The organism is Phytobacter sp. RSE-02, assembly GCF_040578655.1.
Taxonomy (GTDB): Bacteria; Pseudomonadota; Gammaproteobacteria; order Enterobacterales; family Enterobacteriaceae; genus Phytobacter; species Phytobacter diazotrophicus.
Map to the genome: position 1 here is coordinate 127,988 of NZ_JBEULY010000008.1, position 14,916 is coordinate 142,903.

Here is a 14,916-nt window from a genome sequence, read left to right on the forward strand (position 1 = left end):
CTGCATTAAATTCTGTACTTAGATGAAATTACTCAGGGAATAGAAATGCTGTATCGGGTTGATGAAATACTGGGATATTTGAATCGTTGCGAGCGCACTACATCAAATCAGGCAGATCCATTAGAGCTTCTAGCTAAAAGACTTTCTTTACGTGGGTTGATCGTTAGTTCTATTTTCCTACTGTTAATGTTACTCCCTCTTGGTATCTACGCATTTTTTCCTGAGAAGCTATTCATCCTAGTGAGTAAATTTTTATTCATTTTGATGATGCTGAGTGGAATGTTTACTTTATTAGTTGAGCCAGCATTGATGTTATTAGGTCTATTTAAATGGAAAACAATGACTTTGACTCGTTTTCTGAAGGAAGTTCAGGAAGATGAAGGACATGTAGCAGCATTGAGCCGCTATGATGCAAATGAACTCCAGTACGCAGAATTTCAACTGATAAAAAAAATTACCGCCAATGAAAATCGCGTCAAAGTCTTCTTTGGTGAGAAAACAGCAGTATTTGCGTTACTGGCATTTTCGGTTCCGTTTATGAAAGAACTTTTTGGATGGAATGTTAATTTTTCGTTTTTTCTCTGGGGGAACGGTTTTTCTGGCTATGCTGATACCTTGCTAGGATTTGTCTGGGCATTAATTTTTGGCATGTCTCTTGGCGCGATTGCTTTAAAATTAGTGACTGAACGGTATAAATACCAGTTATATCTACTTAAGCAGACGCTTTGGATTAGAACTCTTTAGTAAAAAACAGGCTGGCAACATCATGAATCAAAAGATACTTCTAAAAGGTACCAATGGGCTTTAAGATACTGCCCATTGGTGAGAAGTGATATAAAATACAAAAAACATCAGTTATCACTTTGTTTTTTTGCATTCCATACCAAAGAACAGAGGGTACAGGTGTTCTAAAATGTCGGCAGGCAATGAAATCGAGTATAGTTAAACCTGCCTGTACCGCACTTGAATCTTTGAAAATATTATATCGTTCGTTTTCCCGTAGCTCATCTATTCTGTTCTTATAATCACTCATACTATCCGAAAATGTTATTGGTGCCTCGGTCTCACCAGTGAAGGATTGTGCCGGATGAAAGTAAAGATGTTTATAAAGGTCATTCGTTGGATGCCATAGCTGAGAGCATATTTTAGTATATGATTCTTTTATACCTGTTAATAATGAGCGATATCCTTTTTCTTTTTTCAGTATTACACACCATCCCATTAAGGTGGGAATCATCCAGGACATGCTTGTTGTTTTTTCTTTTAAATATGTATCGTCGCTATTGCATTCCATACTGATGAGATCGTCAATAGAGTTTGTTGATATTGGATGTTTGATCTTACCCAGCAATAGTGGACACGCGACTAAGTGAGTAAACTCTCAATCAGAGGTGACTCACATGACAAAGCCTGTATCGACTACCAAAAAGCCACGTAAGCAGCACACGCCTGAATTTCGTCACGAAGCCCTGAAACTGGCTGAACGCATTGGTGTGGCCGCAGCCGCCCGCGAGCTTAGTCTGTATGAATCACAGCTCTACAACTGGCGAAGCAAACAGCAAAATCCGCACTCTTCTTCTGAGCGCGAACAGGAGATGTCCGCTGAGATAGCCCGTCTTAAGCGTCAACTGGCAGAACAAGCTGAGGAACTGGCCATTCTCCAAAAGGCCACGACATACTTCGCGAAGCGCCTGAAATGAAGTATGTCTTCATCGAAAAACATCAGGCTGAGTTCAGTATCAAAGCCATATGCCGTGTACTTCAGGTTGCCCGTAGCGGCTGGTACATCTGGCATCAGCGTCGTCATCAGATAAGCCGGCGTCAGCAGTTCCGTCTTGTCTGTGATAACGTGGTCCGGGAGGCATTCAGTGACGCAAAACAGCGCTATGGTGCGCCACGCCTGTCCCAGCATGATTCCGGCACTGACCGCAGTCGCCAGCCACAGCGTTCCGGGTCGGGTTCCTCCGGTCCGTTCACGCTTCTGCTGTGGGACTTACCCATCAGAATTATTGCTATCTTACTGGGGGCACTGCTGGTCAGCCTGCTGATTGAATATGCTTGTATCGCGTTCCTCTGGCCGGAAGCGGGCGCACAGCATAGCTATCAGGTGATGGTGGAAGAAAGTCATTGGTTATCTCAGGGCTACACGCAGAGCCTGTTGATGTCTGCGCCGGTTGAGACCGCCAACCGCTGGGTGCACAGCGCCTGGCAATGGTTGTTTATCGACAGTGGGTTTAGTCGCTGGCTGCAGTCGTTCAGGCAGACCAGCCAGCAGGGACAGGGGCTTATTCCTGCGATCACTGGCGTGGGGACAACACTGATACGCTGGCTGGGAGAATATCTGCAGGCGACCGTATGGGTAACTATGATATTCCTGATCCGCGTGCTGATCCTGTTTCTGAGCCTGCCCCTGTTTATCCTGGTGGTTATCACGGGGGTTGTAGAGGGGCTGGTCAGGCGAGATTTACGGCGGTATGGCGCTGGCTACGAGTCCAGTTTTGTTTACCACCACGCCAAACGTTTTATCAAGCCAGCACTCTATGGGCCGTGCATGCTTTATCTGGCGTGGCCCACGGCGGTATGGCCAAATCTGCTTCTTTTACCTGCTGCACTGTTAATTGGCAGTGTACTGGCTGTCGTCACCGCGACCTTCAAAAAATATCTTTAAAGCTCCGGCGTGACAGTCCGGTGGTTGTTCAATGATGTCAAAAATTATTGATTACCGAGACCAGTAGCGCCTTTGGATTTTCGAGTGTACTGACTGTGACAATTTCGTGTTGATCCTGACCCTGCCAGCATACAGCCTCGATGTGGCAATTCTCTTGCTTGCTGTACCCGGCTGCGATGAGATAGGTGTCCACCTTCTCTGAGTCAGTCGTGTCATAAAATCTTATTGCGTGTACCTGTGATGCCGGACCGGTGATGTTAGCGAAATCAAAGTCATAACGGGGGGATATTCTGGGCATGTCTTTGAGGAGACCCGGCGTGTAAAAGCCATACTCCCGCGTGTCCTGCTCTGTGTAATGCGCGCTCCCGGAAAACTCCATTTCTATATAAGGCCATGCCAGAGTCAGTACCACGGCAACCGACAGGGCTATTATGCTAATAACCTTAATTGATTTACGCATAAGGTAGAAAACCTCCTTTTGCTTTGTCCATGTAGGAGCCATTTTGTGAAGATACAGCGACGATACCCGAACGAAAATCAGTCCAGGGTTTTACAGACTGCATAAAATTTGGCAGTTGTGCTTTGTAAGGCCGTGAGTTTGGGAATTTCTCAGGATCAGGGAATAACAAGGGGGTAAATCCTTCATTTTTCCAGTTGCCAATTTTGCCGTAGTAGTCCCAGCGTTTAAGCGCTTCGTCTTTACTGACAGGCCTCAGCATATCAAAGGGATTCTGTATGGAAACGACGCGATAGAACCCGAGTAAATCTGACACCAGGTCCTCGCCACTAAAACCGCTGTCCATCACCAGACTGATGGGAAACGAGGCTTGCAGCCCTTCGAATTTTGTCGCCAGGGACATCATCATGGCCAGCGCGATGCTTTTTCTTTCGCAATACGTACGCCCGTGTTTGATGCGCCAGGTGATGAATTTCCCCATTTTCATGACTCTGCGGGGATCGACCATGGACTGGGAGTAAGTGACGTCGTAATACTCCTGCCCGGAGGATTCACCGGCATCGATATTTCTGAGTAATGTCCTTATATCGGTGCCTTGTGCATGCCCCAAATCAACCCAGCCAATGGCCTGCGTATACACTAAGCCGTACGGTACTCTGCTCGCATTTTTGCCATCAATAATATCGCTTCTTTTGCTCATCCTTAATCTCTCTTCTCAATATTCCCGTATCAGTTTCATACGGATGGCTTAGAAAACGCTGTCTTCGACAATATTAACCCTGATGTTTGTATCGCATCTTCCAGGAATTCTCTGACTTTTATTTTTGCGGTTGCATAAAGAATTTACTGCTGCCGCGCGACCGGCTTTGCGTCAATCTCCCGACGACCGTTAAGGGGAGGAAAACAGATGCGGCATTTAACGATTTTCGGTGTTCTGGTACTGGCCGCTCTGCCGGTGATTCAGTGCCAGGCCTCCGAAAAAGACGAACTGGCACTGGTAATGAGGCAACTCGACCAGGTGCAGGCAGGACTGGATCGCGCCCGTGTGGTGGCGAACCAGAATCAGAACGCACGCTTTTATTTTGATTATCAGCAGGCCACCCGTGACATCTCAACGATGAAGCAGGGGATTTCCACATACCTTGAGCCCTCCCGCGCTCAGCCCACCGTTCCCACCACCGTCACGGGGCAGTACCGCAGTGAGGAGCCATCATGGCGATGAACGGTCAGCAGCAGAGTGGCTGGAGCGCCGGTACCGGCTCTTCACTGACCCCTGAACAGTTGAATGTGCTGATACTGGGGACACTGGGCACCGTGCTCTTTCTTTTCTTTGCCTGGTCTGTCGTCCAGGCCTACCGTGGGCTGAGTTCGAAATCTGTCACCTGGCGACAGTTTCAGGAACTGCTTATCCGCAATGTCGTACTCCTCCTCATCACACTTTTTTTCTTTTTTCACTGAAAGGATATGGCTTTATGAAAGCAAAAGTTAATGCGCTTTATCGCTTACGAAACAGATTGAAACCCGCCCTCGTCCTGGCACTGTGTTACAGCGGTCAGGTGATGGCGGACCTGCCTGCGGTGGAAAACCCCACTGGCGGCGGGGGTGGCGGCACCTATAACACCGTTATGGGGTACATCAGGATGGGCGGGCTGGCGCTGGGCCTGCTGGTCTGTGTTGCAGCATTTCTGGCCGTGGCCCATGCGGTCATCACGTCGTTCCACGATATCCGTCGCGGCAAGGGAAACTGGACAGAATTCCTGGCCTATCTTGTGGTGGGGATTGGCGTGATCCTGCTGGCTATTTATCTCGCCACAAAAGCGTCAGATATTCTGTAAGGAGGATGCCGATGGGGAGGAGATGGAGAGAATGTGGCTGGAATCTAATAAGGCACGTTATTTGTCTATCCTGCCCGGGGCAACGACCGACACGCTGACGGATGAGATTGTGTCATTTCTGGTGTACGCCACGGATACAGAAGATGAAGAACGGGCCGCGTGGACGTCGCGAGCCTGGGAGTTCGATGGTATGGATGACTTTCCAGAGCAGGATTTTGACCAACCCCTTGAGAGGGATATCCCGGTGGACTGGCGGCCTTTAGTAAGGGATGGTGAGACACGATGGATGATTGAGCGAAATGCTGCCGCAGCGGGGTTCTTGTGGGAAATGGATTATCTTGAATGGCGAGAGAAGAATGATGCCTGACATGCATTAGCTCAGACTTGATTTGGAATAGCCACAGCACAGAGCTTAACCTAATCTGACAGGCGGCTCTGTGCCAAAAGCGGACATCATGATGTACTAATCAACGTGGGGTAGGTCCTTTCTTTGCCGATGGTACAAAATGAGATAAAGCTAAATGCTGGCTCCGAAAGCTTTTCATTGCAAACTTAGCTCACATTTATGACGCTGAGACGTAAAATACATGGAGATCATTATGGCATTTATACGTAAGCCGCAAACAATCCTTTCAGTATCTAATACTGAATCATTAAATGAACAGGAATTTAACGAACTGGTAACGGAATTATCAGTGCTGGGCTTCACACATAGCTCGGAGGTTTCCGAATATATTGTTAAAAATAAACTTGGCGCTAAATATAAAAATATATCTGGGGTTCTTCAGATGAAGAAACGTGGTGATGAATGGTCATTTGACGGAGGTTTTCCTCCCGATATTTATGCTCGGTTATGCCAAAAGCTAAACCTTAAAAATAAAGGATCACAAGCTCTCCCGGGGGAGTTTACTCCCTATAAAAACGTCAAGTAATCTGTGGTGGATGATGCGTCGATGAATATGCCACAACTGATAAGTGTTTGCCGTCAGCACTTGCGGTGTAGGTACCCCTGAAAAAAGAACCATCAACTTTTAGGGAATATCTGGCACTCAAATTTCGGCTCCTGGCACGGAACGGTCTGACTGACGGCCTTAAATGGCCAACATGAACGAGGAGCGGACGATAAAACTGACTCAGCTCTATCGAGGCAATAAATCGTGTAAAGTAAGAAAGAGAGTCTTGGTGTTCCTGTCCGAATAAGAAAAGAGGTTATATGAAAGGTTCATGTTTATGTGGAGCCGTTGCTTTTGAATTATCAGTTACGCCTTCACTCTTTTATCGTTGTCACTGCTCTCTTTGCAGAAAGCAGAGTGGAACAGGGTATAACCTGGCAACGCTGGTTAAAGCCGATAATTTCTTCTGGTTAAAAGGGGAGAAAGGAATCATGTCCTGGACAAAACCAACCGGTTATCGCACCGATTTTTGTTCTACCTGTGGTTCTACTGTGCCTAACCCGCTTCGCGAAAAACCATATGTGTGGCTCCCGGTTGGCTTAATGGATGAGCAACTGGATATGCAGTGCGTCGGAGACTACTGTACCGATAATTCAATGCCATGGGATAAAACCCGATCCAATAACAATCATGCTGGGCCGATAGCGTCGCTGGATGCTCTCTTGAAAAGCCTTAATCTGGCAGATTAAATTTTAAAAATGTGAATCGCCACGAATTTAACCGACACCTAAGGGTCATAGTAAGATGACTTAAAGAAAGGTGCCCATGAGCGATAAGCGTTATCCCGAAGAGTTTAAAATTGAAGTGGTAAAACAAGTTGTTGATCGCGGTCATTCTCTCTCCAGCGAGGCAATACGTCTCGGTATTACCACACATCAGTCAGATGCTCAGGCTGAGATCCGACTGCTCCAAAAGTGCTCAAGCGAGTTAAGGCTAACCGGACATATTAAAAAAACCGCGGCATACTTCGCCAGGCTGTCCGACAGAGGTACGCCTTTATCCGTGACAATAATCGTGGCTAGCCTGTCCGCCTGCTCTGTCAGGAGCTGGATGCGCATCCGAGTGGGGTTTTACGCCTGGCTCCGGCAGTCGCATTCACGACAATATCATGCTGACCTGAAGCTGACGGGGCAGATCAAACAGTTCTGGCTTGAGTCAGGCTGTGTCTATGGCTATCGCAGCCCATCTCTATCTGCGGGATACCTGACAACAGTGTGGGGGAAACAAAGTCTGGCGGTTAATGAAACGTGTAGGGATAAAGGCTCAGGTCGGGTATCGAAGCCCACGGGCGCATAAAGGTGAAACAAGTGTCTTGCGGTGGTTGTTGACCTGTTCTCGCGCAAAGTTATCGGCTGGTCAATGCAATCCGAATGACAAAAGATATTGTCCTGAATGCGCTTCTGATGGCCGTGTGGCGGCGTAATCCCCAAACCAGGTGCTGGTTAACTCGGACCAGGGCAGTCAGTATACAAGCCATGAGTGGCAGTCGTTTCTGAAATCACACGGCCCTTGAGGGTAGAATGAGCCGTCGCGGTAACTGTCACGATAACGCGGTTGCAGAAAGCTTTTACGAGTTGTTGAAACGCAAGCGGATAAAGAAAAAAATCTTTGGAACGCGGGAAGAAGCCCGCAGCAATATTTCTGATTACAATGAAATGTTTTATAACAGTAAGCCTCGGCAGGGTTCGAGCGATCAGATGTCACCGACAGAATATGAAAGCCAATATTATCAACGGCCCGGAAGTGTCTAGATTATCCGTTGCGATTCAGTTCGCTTATAGCGCCAGTCAAATATCCAGCATTCAGCATATGAGGTGACTGTCTCTGGCTAATGGACAGAATCACCGGGCAGCCCAGGGACGACGTTTCCGGGAGACAATCAACGGTAAACATTTTAATGTGAAAGGATGAGGCGGGTCACAACGCCCGTATTGCCACCCGTCGTTGGCAGAAAAATACATACCACCTGCGAGTGTGGGATAACCGTAATACTTACTGCATCGGGGAAGCCTTACCATGTTGACCGATCTCAGCACAAATGAAAGTAAAAGACGCAGGGCAATCGACCTGTTGAAAAATCCTGACGAGGGCCGGGACAACGCGTTAAAAAAATACACGCATCTGGTCTGCCAGTTGCTGAAAATGCCGATGGGCTTTGTGTCGGTTCTCGATGATGAAAAACAATACATCAAATCCGCCCAGAATGTTGCCATCACGGAAACCAGTCTGGGCGAGGCATTTTGCGTACAGACCCTGAGGCAGGGTGAGACGTCCATTTGTCATGACACACATCAGCACCCTACCTTTTGTGACTATCTCGCGGTCAAAGAAGCCCCGTTCATTCGCTTTTATGCAGGATGCCCACTTAAAACCCGGGATGGAGTGCCCGTTGGTACCCTGTGTATCCTCGATACTCAGCCCAGGGAACTTTCAGACGAGCAGCTCGATGTTTTTGAAAAGATGGCAGAACTGATATCGGATTTTCTGGCCTCGTGGCACTCCGTCGGCTACATCGATATTGTCACGCTGTTACCCAACCGTCAGCGACTGCTGAAGGATATTGAGGTTTCGACAGAGGGCGCATTCAGGCTCATCATCATTGATTGCATTGATATGCCATTAGCCTACGAAATGGCCCGCTCGCTGGGGATGACTGCTGTAGAAAATCTACTGCGTAATATGGTCGCAGAGCTGCAGACCCGCCTGCCTTTGGCCGGACGGCTTTACGCCGTGGCAGTCGGACGATTTGCCTTTTTTACCCATAAGCAAACGGCCCTGACATTAAAAGATATCGCCCTTAGTCTCCAGGGGATCCAGGCCAGGATCAACCCGGACGTTCCTCTTGATCTGGATATTCACATGGGTGACTCCGGACTTTGCGATAACTCTCTGACATCGAATGAAATTCTACGTCGCGCCGTCAGCGCATTACATGAAGCGATAAGTCAGGGACTCCGGTTTACAACCTATGATCATGTACTGGATACCCGTAAGAAGACTGATTTCAGCCTTCTGACCGAAGTCAGACAAGCGATACATGAAAACCAGGGGTTATATCTGGTCTATCAGCCGAAAATCTCACTGGTGACCGGGCGAGTGACGGGAGCTGAAGCGCTGCTGAGATGGCAACACCCGATAAACGGCGAAGTGTTGCCGGGCGTGTTTATTCCTCTGGTCGAAAAGACCAGCCTGATGCGTGAACTCACGGCGTGGGTTATCGATCACACTATCGCGCAACTGAGTGAATGGCAAAGCCGGGGACTTTCTTTACCCGTGTCGATTAATCTGGCCGCCAGTGATTTTTCCCGACCCGATTTCGCCGATGAGCTGGAACAGAAAATGCTGGATGCGCATCTGGATCCCGCCCTGCTGGGCGTGGAGTGTCTGGAGACGGAGAAAATGCTGGAAAGTCCTGCCGCACTTAACGGCCTGGACATGCTCAAATTACGCGGATTTAAAATATCCCTGGATGACTTTGGCTCCGGATACAGCAACATCAATTACCTGCGGCAGATCCCGATGGACATCATTAAGCTCGATCGCTCTATTGTGAGTAAGATTGACCGAGACAAAGCCAGCCGCATTATTGTGCACAACGTTGTCACCCTTCTCAAACAACTCGATTATGTCGTCCTGGCCGAAGGGGTCGAGGATGCCAGTACCGTAGAGATTTTACGCGAACTGGGCTGCGATGAAGTTCAGGGGTATTTTTATGCTAAACCGATGGTACCGGATGCTTTTGAAGCCTGGTATCACGCCAGAAACGAAGCGCGGGAAAAGAAGCCCTGAAGTGAACGCATAATCAGGGTAAAGACGTAAGCGTCTGACAGCGGTATCATCAGTGGGTTCGTAAATGCTCAATGGCACTGTCAGTGAGCGTAAGTACCGATTTAACACTGACGCTTATTCTGTCGATAATGGCCTGCCGGGGGCCATTACGCCACGCGTCACTGTTATAAAAAGATTCCTGAGAGGATTTCAAATGGGAAAGGCTGTCATAGGCTCTGAACAGATAGTAAGCATCGTCGTCATGGGCTGATATACCAAAAGAAATCACATCCATACCCGCTGCACGATGAAGTGGAACACTCACCTCTTTCATTATTCTATGGAAATCCTTCCCGGTACCGGGTTTAAGGGTGTACAGCAAAAATTCGACAGTTTTCATCTTAAGTCTCCTGGTCTCATTTCTCTATATCGCGAATCATTGCGACGAGTGACCACCAAGCTGGGCAGAAACGGTGGCACGTCCAGTTGAGTCCGGTCAGAACTGAGCGTCTTCAGCGTGCCAGTAGCGGACACGGTGCAACTCAGTCAATAATAAAAAGGTTTGCGACTGCTGTCGTTCCGGGCTGAAGCGGCTCCGCGTATCGCCAGCGTGATAACTCATACTTAAGGTGAACATATTTGAGTTGCACGTGGTTCTTTCGACGAACTCAGGTTGCAGGTTCACTGCTGTTTTCGTTGAGCCAGTCAGGGCGCAGAACCCCCATTACTATGCGGTCGTGGCGCTGATTATCGCGATAGACCGCCTTTCTGATGACGCCTTCTTTTATGAAACCATTTCTGAGATAGAGATTAATTGCGTTGTTGTTGTAAGCAATGACTTCCAGACTCAGTCGGAATAAATTCAGCTCCATAAAAGCGTAACGCATGATGAGCTTAAGGGCTTCGTCGCCAAATCCCTGTCCGCGATCCTTCTCATTACCGATGCCGATAGCAAGAGTGGCAAGCTGATTATTCCACTCCAGACTATGTAATGTGGCAAAGCCTATTAGCCTGTCGTCATCAAGCGTTCTTACATGAAAATAAAACGCATCCCCGGTGCCTTTTTTTTCTTTTTCAATTTTCTCTTCTGACTGTGGGTATGCTGGCTCTGTATCAACGTTGCGCAAATAAAAAGCATCGTCATACCATGCTGACACATGTTTTTCATCACCGATTCTTGGTGCACAAAGCCGAATCCTGGTCGATCTAAAAATATCGCCTTTCATGTTCTTCCTTAAAAAATTATAAGCAGTAATAACGTTATCAAACTGCCAGCATACACTGGTTTCATACAGCAGAAACGTTACGGCAAAACCTGGCGTCCGTTCCTCGCTCATGATGGCCATTTAGGGCCGTCAGTCAGGCCGTTCCATGTCAGAAACGGACTTTGCTAAGTCCGGATTGTAGTCATTGCTGGGGAACAGATAAAGTGAGTGCCGAATTTGAAGGCCTACAAAAACGAGCCTTCAAATTCATTTTTCAAAATAACGCTCGGTGGGCAGGTGGAATTCAGACCGGATCCGTATTCATTATGTGTGTCGCAGGAAATATGAGTGGTCCTTCAAGGATCTTAACTTCCTCACCATGAAAAATGTCAAAACCTTCTGTAAGTTTCCAGATGCCAGAAAGGTGATTTAACTCCACGCTTTTGTCCATTTCATCATTGATGAAATAGGCTAGCTGTATGATACCGTCATGCTGTATACGGTAAAATCCCTCTTTCATGCCATAATCTCCAACGATTACCCTCTGAAATGAGTATGGCACGCATGAGAATAATCTTAAAATATATCTTTTATTTAATAGACTGAAATAGCGACAGAATAAGAAGACTCAACATTATGATTCAAAACATCTTACTTAAGAAAAAGTCCACACGAGATGATGAAACATAGGGGATAAAAATCTGTCCGACGGAAAGGCAACTGATCGGGGAAAGCCTTACAGATGGTGCCGGATTTCTCCGGGAGTTCTGGTCAGCAACCTTCACTCGCGCCTTTCAAGGATTGTTGATGCTGAGACAACAAGCTGTTTACGCCCCACTTCCCTAGCGGATTACACCAAGAATTCATTTTAAATAACTTTTAGCGACCCTGCAATTTATCTGTTTTTACTGTGGGATGACGCACCATTTTTTATTGCCTTCAGGAAAATTGTATATGCTCAGGTAAATCTAAAATTAGCGTCTGACAGGTTTAAAGCTTCTTCCACTGAGTCCATACTGAGCCCTGACAAGCCTTTCAAGTGAATCCCGACTGAGAGTTATGCTGTCTTTTGAACCCGATGCAAACAGAGGATAATCACTTCCTCTACGGATCACTTTCAGAGTCCGCTTTTTCCCAAAAATATAGATACTGTTCATACTGCGCTTTTCATTTCAGGCACATAACCTCTAAGTGCAAAACGGATTTGTTTCCAGTCAGGTTACGCCTGTTTAAAATGGAAAAACTGATCTAAACCAAATTAAGGCTGAGCAGATAAGAGAATGAATCAATCATTTGGAACATCTAGGCCCTGATCCGTGGCCTGAGATGGCGCATTGCGAGAACGAGTACCCAGTTCACATAACTTAAAATGTTGAAGTAATGTTAATGTAACTATTAAGCAAGCCGATAATGTCATTAACCACCTGATCAGGAGGTATCAATGGCCGACGCAGCATTTATCCTTCCCAAAGGGGTTTATCGAAAGAATGAGTATCTTTTCAACATACTTAGAATGGATGTTGATCTGATAGCTGATGACAATATGAGCGACACAATTTTAATAAATTTTATGGAAAACTGGAGTATGGATGACTTCAGTGAGCTGATCGAAGCTCTCAGAATCTCGATCTGCCGGGAACAGAAACTTACAGCTGAAATGGGCCGTAAAAAACTGCACTGGCACTTATCTTTCAGATAAAAAGGTGCGAATGAGATCCGAAAATATCATTCACATTTCCGACATGGAGTAGGGATTGAAACAGTTCGCTGGATTGCACTTTCAGATAAGACATCTGAGATGCGAGCACAGATGTTTGATTAATAAAAAGCCTGCTCGAATGAGCAGGCCACAACTCAGTAAAACATCGATGAATGGTGACGGGTGCCTCCCGGTGAAATCTCGACTGGCTTCAACATTCCGCATGCATATACCACTTCAGTACCACCAGTACGCCCCTTACACATAGGGGATTCATCATTCGCTGAGTATTTTTATTTTGATTATCAAAGAATGCAATAAAAGGGTGGTGCACTAAGGAAGCAAGTTCTTTGGACGCCTGTAAAAATGTCAGTCAGAAGCGGACATTTTAGTAAACAGAAAGATTTTCGGGCAGCTTACGACCCATCCTAAGTGTATGAGATTATATGAATACTCAGAGTCGACCCACTCTGTGAAAAAATAGTAATTTTTTCTGCCTCCCATTTCAGCCCCTCACTCGTATGTGAGCAAACCATTCCTTCCTACAACGAGTGCAGCGAGGGTGACAGAACGCCAGGATGCTATATGCCAGGAAACCGTCCTGACGAGTTGGTCAGCTGTGTCAAATTTCTCACAACCGGCACTGATGACTCGCTTGATCAGAGTGATGTCCTGATGTTAGCCAGAACAAATCTCTCGGCCATTATGACTATATTCTGCTCAACATACTGCTAAAATGCTGCATCTTTTTTATTGCTGGCCACAAAAACATGTTCAACAGGAAGTACCGCCTTCGAACCCTCATGCTGATACTCTCTGTCGGCGGGATCCTGCTGACTTCTGTTTTGCTTCTTGGGGCTTTGACACTGTTTCAGAAGGGGAATATCGAGGACAGCCTTGTTGAAAGCAACATTGCCTATGCGCGTAAGCTTGCCGATACAACAGATCGTTACCTTCTCACAGCACAACGGGAGTTAGCCTACAGCGCGGGCCTTATCACCGGGCTGAAGGATAAGGCCCGGCTGGCTCAGGAAACCGATCGCCTGCGCCTCCAGTCCGGTTTTTTCAATTCCGTGGTCATTGTCACGGCTGATGCAGTTATCGCCGCCACATCCCCGGAGAGCCTGTCGCTGGTCGGGGTCCGGCTCAGTTCTGATGCCAGTAAACAAGCCATTAAAGATAAAAAGGCTTTCATATCCGAGCCTTTTGTATCCGCTGCCGGAAATTATGTCGTCTTCCTTTCTTGGCCGTTGTTTTCGACAGAAGGGCACTATCTTGGCTACATTGGCGGCACCATTTACCTCAAAAAACAGAGCATGCTCAGTGAAATACTGAGCATGCATTTTTATGACAATCAGACGGATGTCACGGTGGTGACCGGTGATGGCCGTATCATTTTCAGTCATAACACGTCGCTTATCGGTACGCGTATGCAGTCCACCCCGGCGCTAATAATGCGCCTGGCTCATGCACGCAGCGGGCATTTCGTGGACAGTGACAACAGCAAGGCTGACCTCGTCGGCTTCGCCAGCCTGAACCAGGCCGACTGGCGTGTCCTGATTTCAGGCGCATCGGAGAGCGTGTCACATATCCTGCTTCGCAGCGCCGTCAATGCCGGCTGGTTCACGCTGGCCATCATTGCTCTCACCGTGGCCATTGCGACCTACTTCGCTGCCCGGCTTTCGGCTCCGCTTGAAAAACTGGCCGAGTTTACCCGGACAAACGACAGCGAAAGTGCGCTCCGGCAACTGGCCTGGCTCAGTCCGGGATATCACGAAGCAGAGCGCCTTCGGGAAGCCGTCAGTCACCATCTGCAGTTAATGACCCGACGCGTGAATACTCTTAGCGATGAGGCCATGAAAGACCCGCTTACCGGTCTGTATAACCGCAAAGGTTTCAGCTCACAGGTCAGCGATTATCTGCTTTCCGGCGATCACAGCGTCATCGCAATTGACATTGACCATTTTAAAAAAATCAATGACCGCTACGGCCACGAAGGGGGAGATGCTGTGCTGGTCACCCTCAGTGAAAAATTGCTCAGCGAATGTCGCGACTGGGATGTGGTCTGTCGCTCTGGCGGTGAAGAGTTTGTCATTTTTCTTCCCGACACGGGGCGTGAAGCTGCCGCTGCGGCGGCAGAAAGGATTCGTTCTTTGGTAGATCTTGACGTCTTTCCTTTTGCCGGCAACGTCACCCTTTCTGCGGGGGGGGGCAACGCTGTCAGACTGGGGGGACGATCTTAACACCGCCCTTCGTCAGGCTGACCTGGCGCTGTATGAGGCGAAAAAGGCGGGCAGAAATATCGTGGTGATCAGCACTCCGGAGGAGGTG

16 protein-coding genes and 2 pseudogenes are annotated in these 14,916 nt (G+C 47.7%); 13 read left to right on the forward strand and 5 right to left on the reverse strand.

Going from position 1 to position 14,916, the window contains the following annotated elements:
• Positions 1–45 precede the first annotated feature (45 nt).
• A complete protein-coding gene (locus ABU190_RS17520) occupies positions 46–744 on the forward strand; it encodes a hypothetical protein (RefSeq protein ID WP_354691971.1) in 699 nt (232 codons plus the stop codon).
• 40 nt (positions 745–784) lie between these two features.
• On the opposite strand, the gene ABU190_RS17525 is transcribed toward ABU190_RS17520, so the two are convergent.
• Positions 785–1,246 (reverse strand): hypothetical protein, encoded by a 462-nt coding sequence (locus ABU190_RS17525; protein WP_354691972.1) that lies wholly within the window; start codon positions 1,244–1,246, stop codon positions 785–787.
• Positions 1,247–1,400: 154 nt separating this feature from the next.
• On the opposite strand from ABU190_RS17525, the pseudogene ABU190_RS17530 reads away from it, so the two are divergent.
• Positions 1,401–1,906 (forward strand): annotated as a pseudogene (locus tag ABU190_RS17530) (transposase); the annotation flags it as partial.
• The gene (locus ABU190_RS17535) at positions 1,901–2,668 is read left to right on the forward strand and encodes a TIGR03747 family integrating conjugative element membrane protein (RefSeq protein ID WP_354692054.1); all 768 of its coding nucleotides are present in this window, start codon (positions 1,901–1,903) and stop codon (positions 2,666–2,668) included. The pseudogene ABU190_RS17530 and the gene ABU190_RS17535, both read left to right, overlap by 6 nt.
• A gap of 37 nt (positions 2,669–2,705) precedes the next feature.
• Here ABU190_RS17535 and ABU190_RS17540 read toward each other — a convergent pair whose 3' ends face one another.
• Positions 2,706–3,128, reverse strand: coding sequence for a hypothetical protein (locus ABU190_RS17540; RefSeq protein ID WP_354691973.1), 423 nt, complete (start codon positions 3,126–3,128; stop codon positions 2,706–2,708).
• Positions 3,121–3,825, reverse strand: coding sequence for a hypothetical protein (locus ABU190_RS17545; protein WP_354691974.1), 705 nt, complete (start codon positions 3,823–3,825; stop codon positions 3,121–3,123). The genes ABU190_RS17540 and ABU190_RS17545 overlap by 8 nt, the downstream gene beginning before the upstream one ends.
• Positions 3,826–4,032: 207 nt before the next feature.
• Between ABU190_RS17545 and ABU190_RS17550 the strand changes: the two genes are divergently transcribed.
• From ABU190_RS17550 to ABU190_RS17585, 8 genes and pseudogenes are all read left to right on the forward strand, one after another.
• Complete coding sequence (locus ABU190_RS17550; protein ID WP_354691975.1) at positions 4,033–4,347, forward strand: RAQPRD family integrative conjugative element protein; 315 nt, start codon at positions 4,033–4,035, stop codon at positions 4,345–4,347.
• Positions 4,338–4,583, forward strand: coding sequence for a TIGR03758 family integrating conjugative element protein (locus ABU190_RS17555; protein WP_354691976.1), 246 nt, complete (start codon positions 4,338–4,340; stop codon positions 4,581–4,583). Before ABU190_RS17550 ends, ABU190_RS17555 begins: the two co-directional genes overlap by 10 nt.
• A gap of 14 nt (positions 4,584–4,597) precedes the next feature.
• The gene (locus tag ABU190_RS17560; protein ID WP_354691977.1) at positions 4,598–4,960 is read left to right on the forward strand and encodes a TIGR03745 family integrating conjugative element membrane protein; all 363 of its coding nucleotides are present in this window, start codon (positions 4,598–4,600) and stop codon (positions 4,958–4,960) included.
• Between the two features lie 61 nt (positions 4,961–5,021).
• Entirely contained in the window at positions 5,022–5,327 is a 306-nt protein-coding gene (locus ABU190_RS17565) for a hypothetical protein (protein WP_354691978.1), read from the forward strand.
• Positions 5,328–5,559: 232 nt separating this feature from the next.
• Positions 5,560–5,892, forward strand: a complete 333-nt coding sequence (locus ABU190_RS17570; RefSeq protein ID WP_354691979.1) for a hypothetical protein — start codon at positions 5,560–5,562, stop codon at positions 5,890–5,892.
• A gap of 281 nt (positions 5,893–6,173) precedes the next feature.
• The gene (locus ABU190_RS17575; RefSeq protein ID WP_354691980.1) at positions 6,174–6,602 is read left to right on the forward strand and encodes a GFA family protein; all 429 of its coding nucleotides are present in this window, start codon (positions 6,174–6,176) and stop codon (positions 6,600–6,602) included.
• Between the two features lie 76 nt (positions 6,603–6,678).
• Positions 6,679–7,664, forward strand: a pseudogene (locus tag ABU190_RS17580) (IS3 family transposase).
• 265 nt (positions 7,665–7,929) lie between these two features.
• Complete coding sequence (locus ABU190_RS17585; protein ID WP_354691981.1) at positions 7,930–9,702, forward strand: EAL domain-containing protein; 1,773 nt, start codon at positions 7,930–7,932, stop codon at positions 9,700–9,702.
• Between the two features lie 49 nt (positions 9,703–9,751).
• On the opposite strand, the gene ABU190_RS17590 is transcribed toward ABU190_RS17585, so the two are convergent.
• Both ABU190_RS17590 and ABU190_RS17595 read right to left on the reverse strand, forming a co-directional pair.
• On the reverse strand, positions 9,752–10,081 hold the full coding sequence (locus tag ABU190_RS17590; protein ID WP_354691982.1) for an NIPSNAP family protein: 330 nt from the start codon (positions 10,079–10,081) through the stop codon (positions 9,752–9,754).
• A 268-nt stretch (positions 10,082–10,349) separates the two neighbouring features.
• A complete protein-coding gene (locus ABU190_RS17595) occupies positions 10,350–11,027 on the reverse strand; it encodes a GNAT family protein (protein ID WP_354691983.1) in 678 nt (225 codons plus the stop codon).
• A gap of 1,300 nt (positions 11,028–12,327) precedes the next feature.
• Between ABU190_RS17595 and ABU190_RS17600 the strand changes: the two genes are divergently transcribed.
• On the forward strand, positions 12,328–12,585 hold the full coding sequence (locus tag ABU190_RS17600) for a hypothetical protein (protein ID WP_354691984.1): 258 nt from the start codon (positions 12,328–12,330) through the stop codon (positions 12,583–12,585).
• A gap of 803 nt (positions 12,586–13,388) precedes the next feature.
• A complete protein-coding gene (locus ABU190_RS17605; protein WP_354691985.1) occupies positions 13,389–14,828 on the forward strand; it encodes a diguanylate cyclase in 1,440 nt (479 codons plus the stop codon).
• Positions 14,829–14,916 lie beyond the last annotated feature (88 nt).

Bases quoted from the DNA above. Each gene is read 5' to 3' on its own strand.
- ABU190_RS17520 (WP_354691971.1), top strand. From the start codon at position 46: ATGCTGTATCGGGTTGATGAAATACTGGGATATTTGAATCGTTGCGAG.
- ABU190_RS17525 (WP_354691972.1), bottom strand. From the start codon at position 1,246: ATGTCCTGGATGATTCCCACCTTAATGGGATGGTGTGTAATACTGAAA.
- ABU190_RS17540 (WP_354691973.1), bottom strand. From the start codon at position 3,128: ATGCGTAAATCAATTAAGGTTATTAGCATAATAGCCCTGTCGGTTGCC.
- ABU190_RS17545 (WP_354691974.1), bottom strand. From the start codon at position 3,825: ATGAGCAAAAGAAGCGATATTATTGATGGCAAAAATGCGAGCAGAGTA.
- ABU190_RS17550 (WP_354691975.1), top strand. From the start codon at position 4,033: ATGCGGCATTTAACGATTTTCGGTGTTCTGGTACTGGCCGCTCTGCCG.
- ABU190_RS17555 (WP_354691976.1), top strand. From the start codon at position 4,338: ATGGCGATGAACGGTCAGCAGCAGAGTGGCTGGAGCGCCGGTACCGGC.
- ABU190_RS17560 (WP_354691977.1), top strand. From the start codon at position 4,598: ATGAAAGCAAAAGTTAATGCGCTTTATCGCTTACGAAACAGATTGAAA.
- ABU190_RS17570 (WP_354691979.1), top strand. From the start codon at position 5,560: ATGGCATTTATACGTAAGCCGCAAACAATCCTTTCAGTATCTAATACT.
- ABU190_RS17575 (WP_354691980.1), top strand. From the start codon at position 6,174: ATGAAAGGTTCATGTTTATGTGGAGCCGTTGCTTTTGAATTATCAGTT.
- ABU190_RS17585 (WP_354691981.1), top strand. From the start codon at position 7,930: ATGTTGACCGATCTCAGCACAAATGAAAGTAAAAGACGCAGGGCAATC.
- ABU190_RS17590 (WP_354691982.1), bottom strand. From the start codon at position 10,081: ATGAAAACTGTCGAATTTTTGCTGTACACCCTTAAACCCGGTACCGGG.
- ABU190_RS17595 (WP_354691983.1), bottom strand. From the start codon at position 11,027: ATGGCCATCATGAGCGAGGAACGGACGCCAGGTTTTGCCGTAACGTTT.
- ABU190_RS17600 (WP_354691984.1), top strand. From the start codon at position 12,328: ATGGCCGACGCAGCATTTATCCTTCCCAAAGGGGTTTATCGAAAGAAT.
- ABU190_RS17605 (WP_354691985.1), top strand. From the start codon at position 13,389: ATGCTGATACTCTCTGTCGGCGGGATCCTGCTGACTTCTGTTTTGCTT.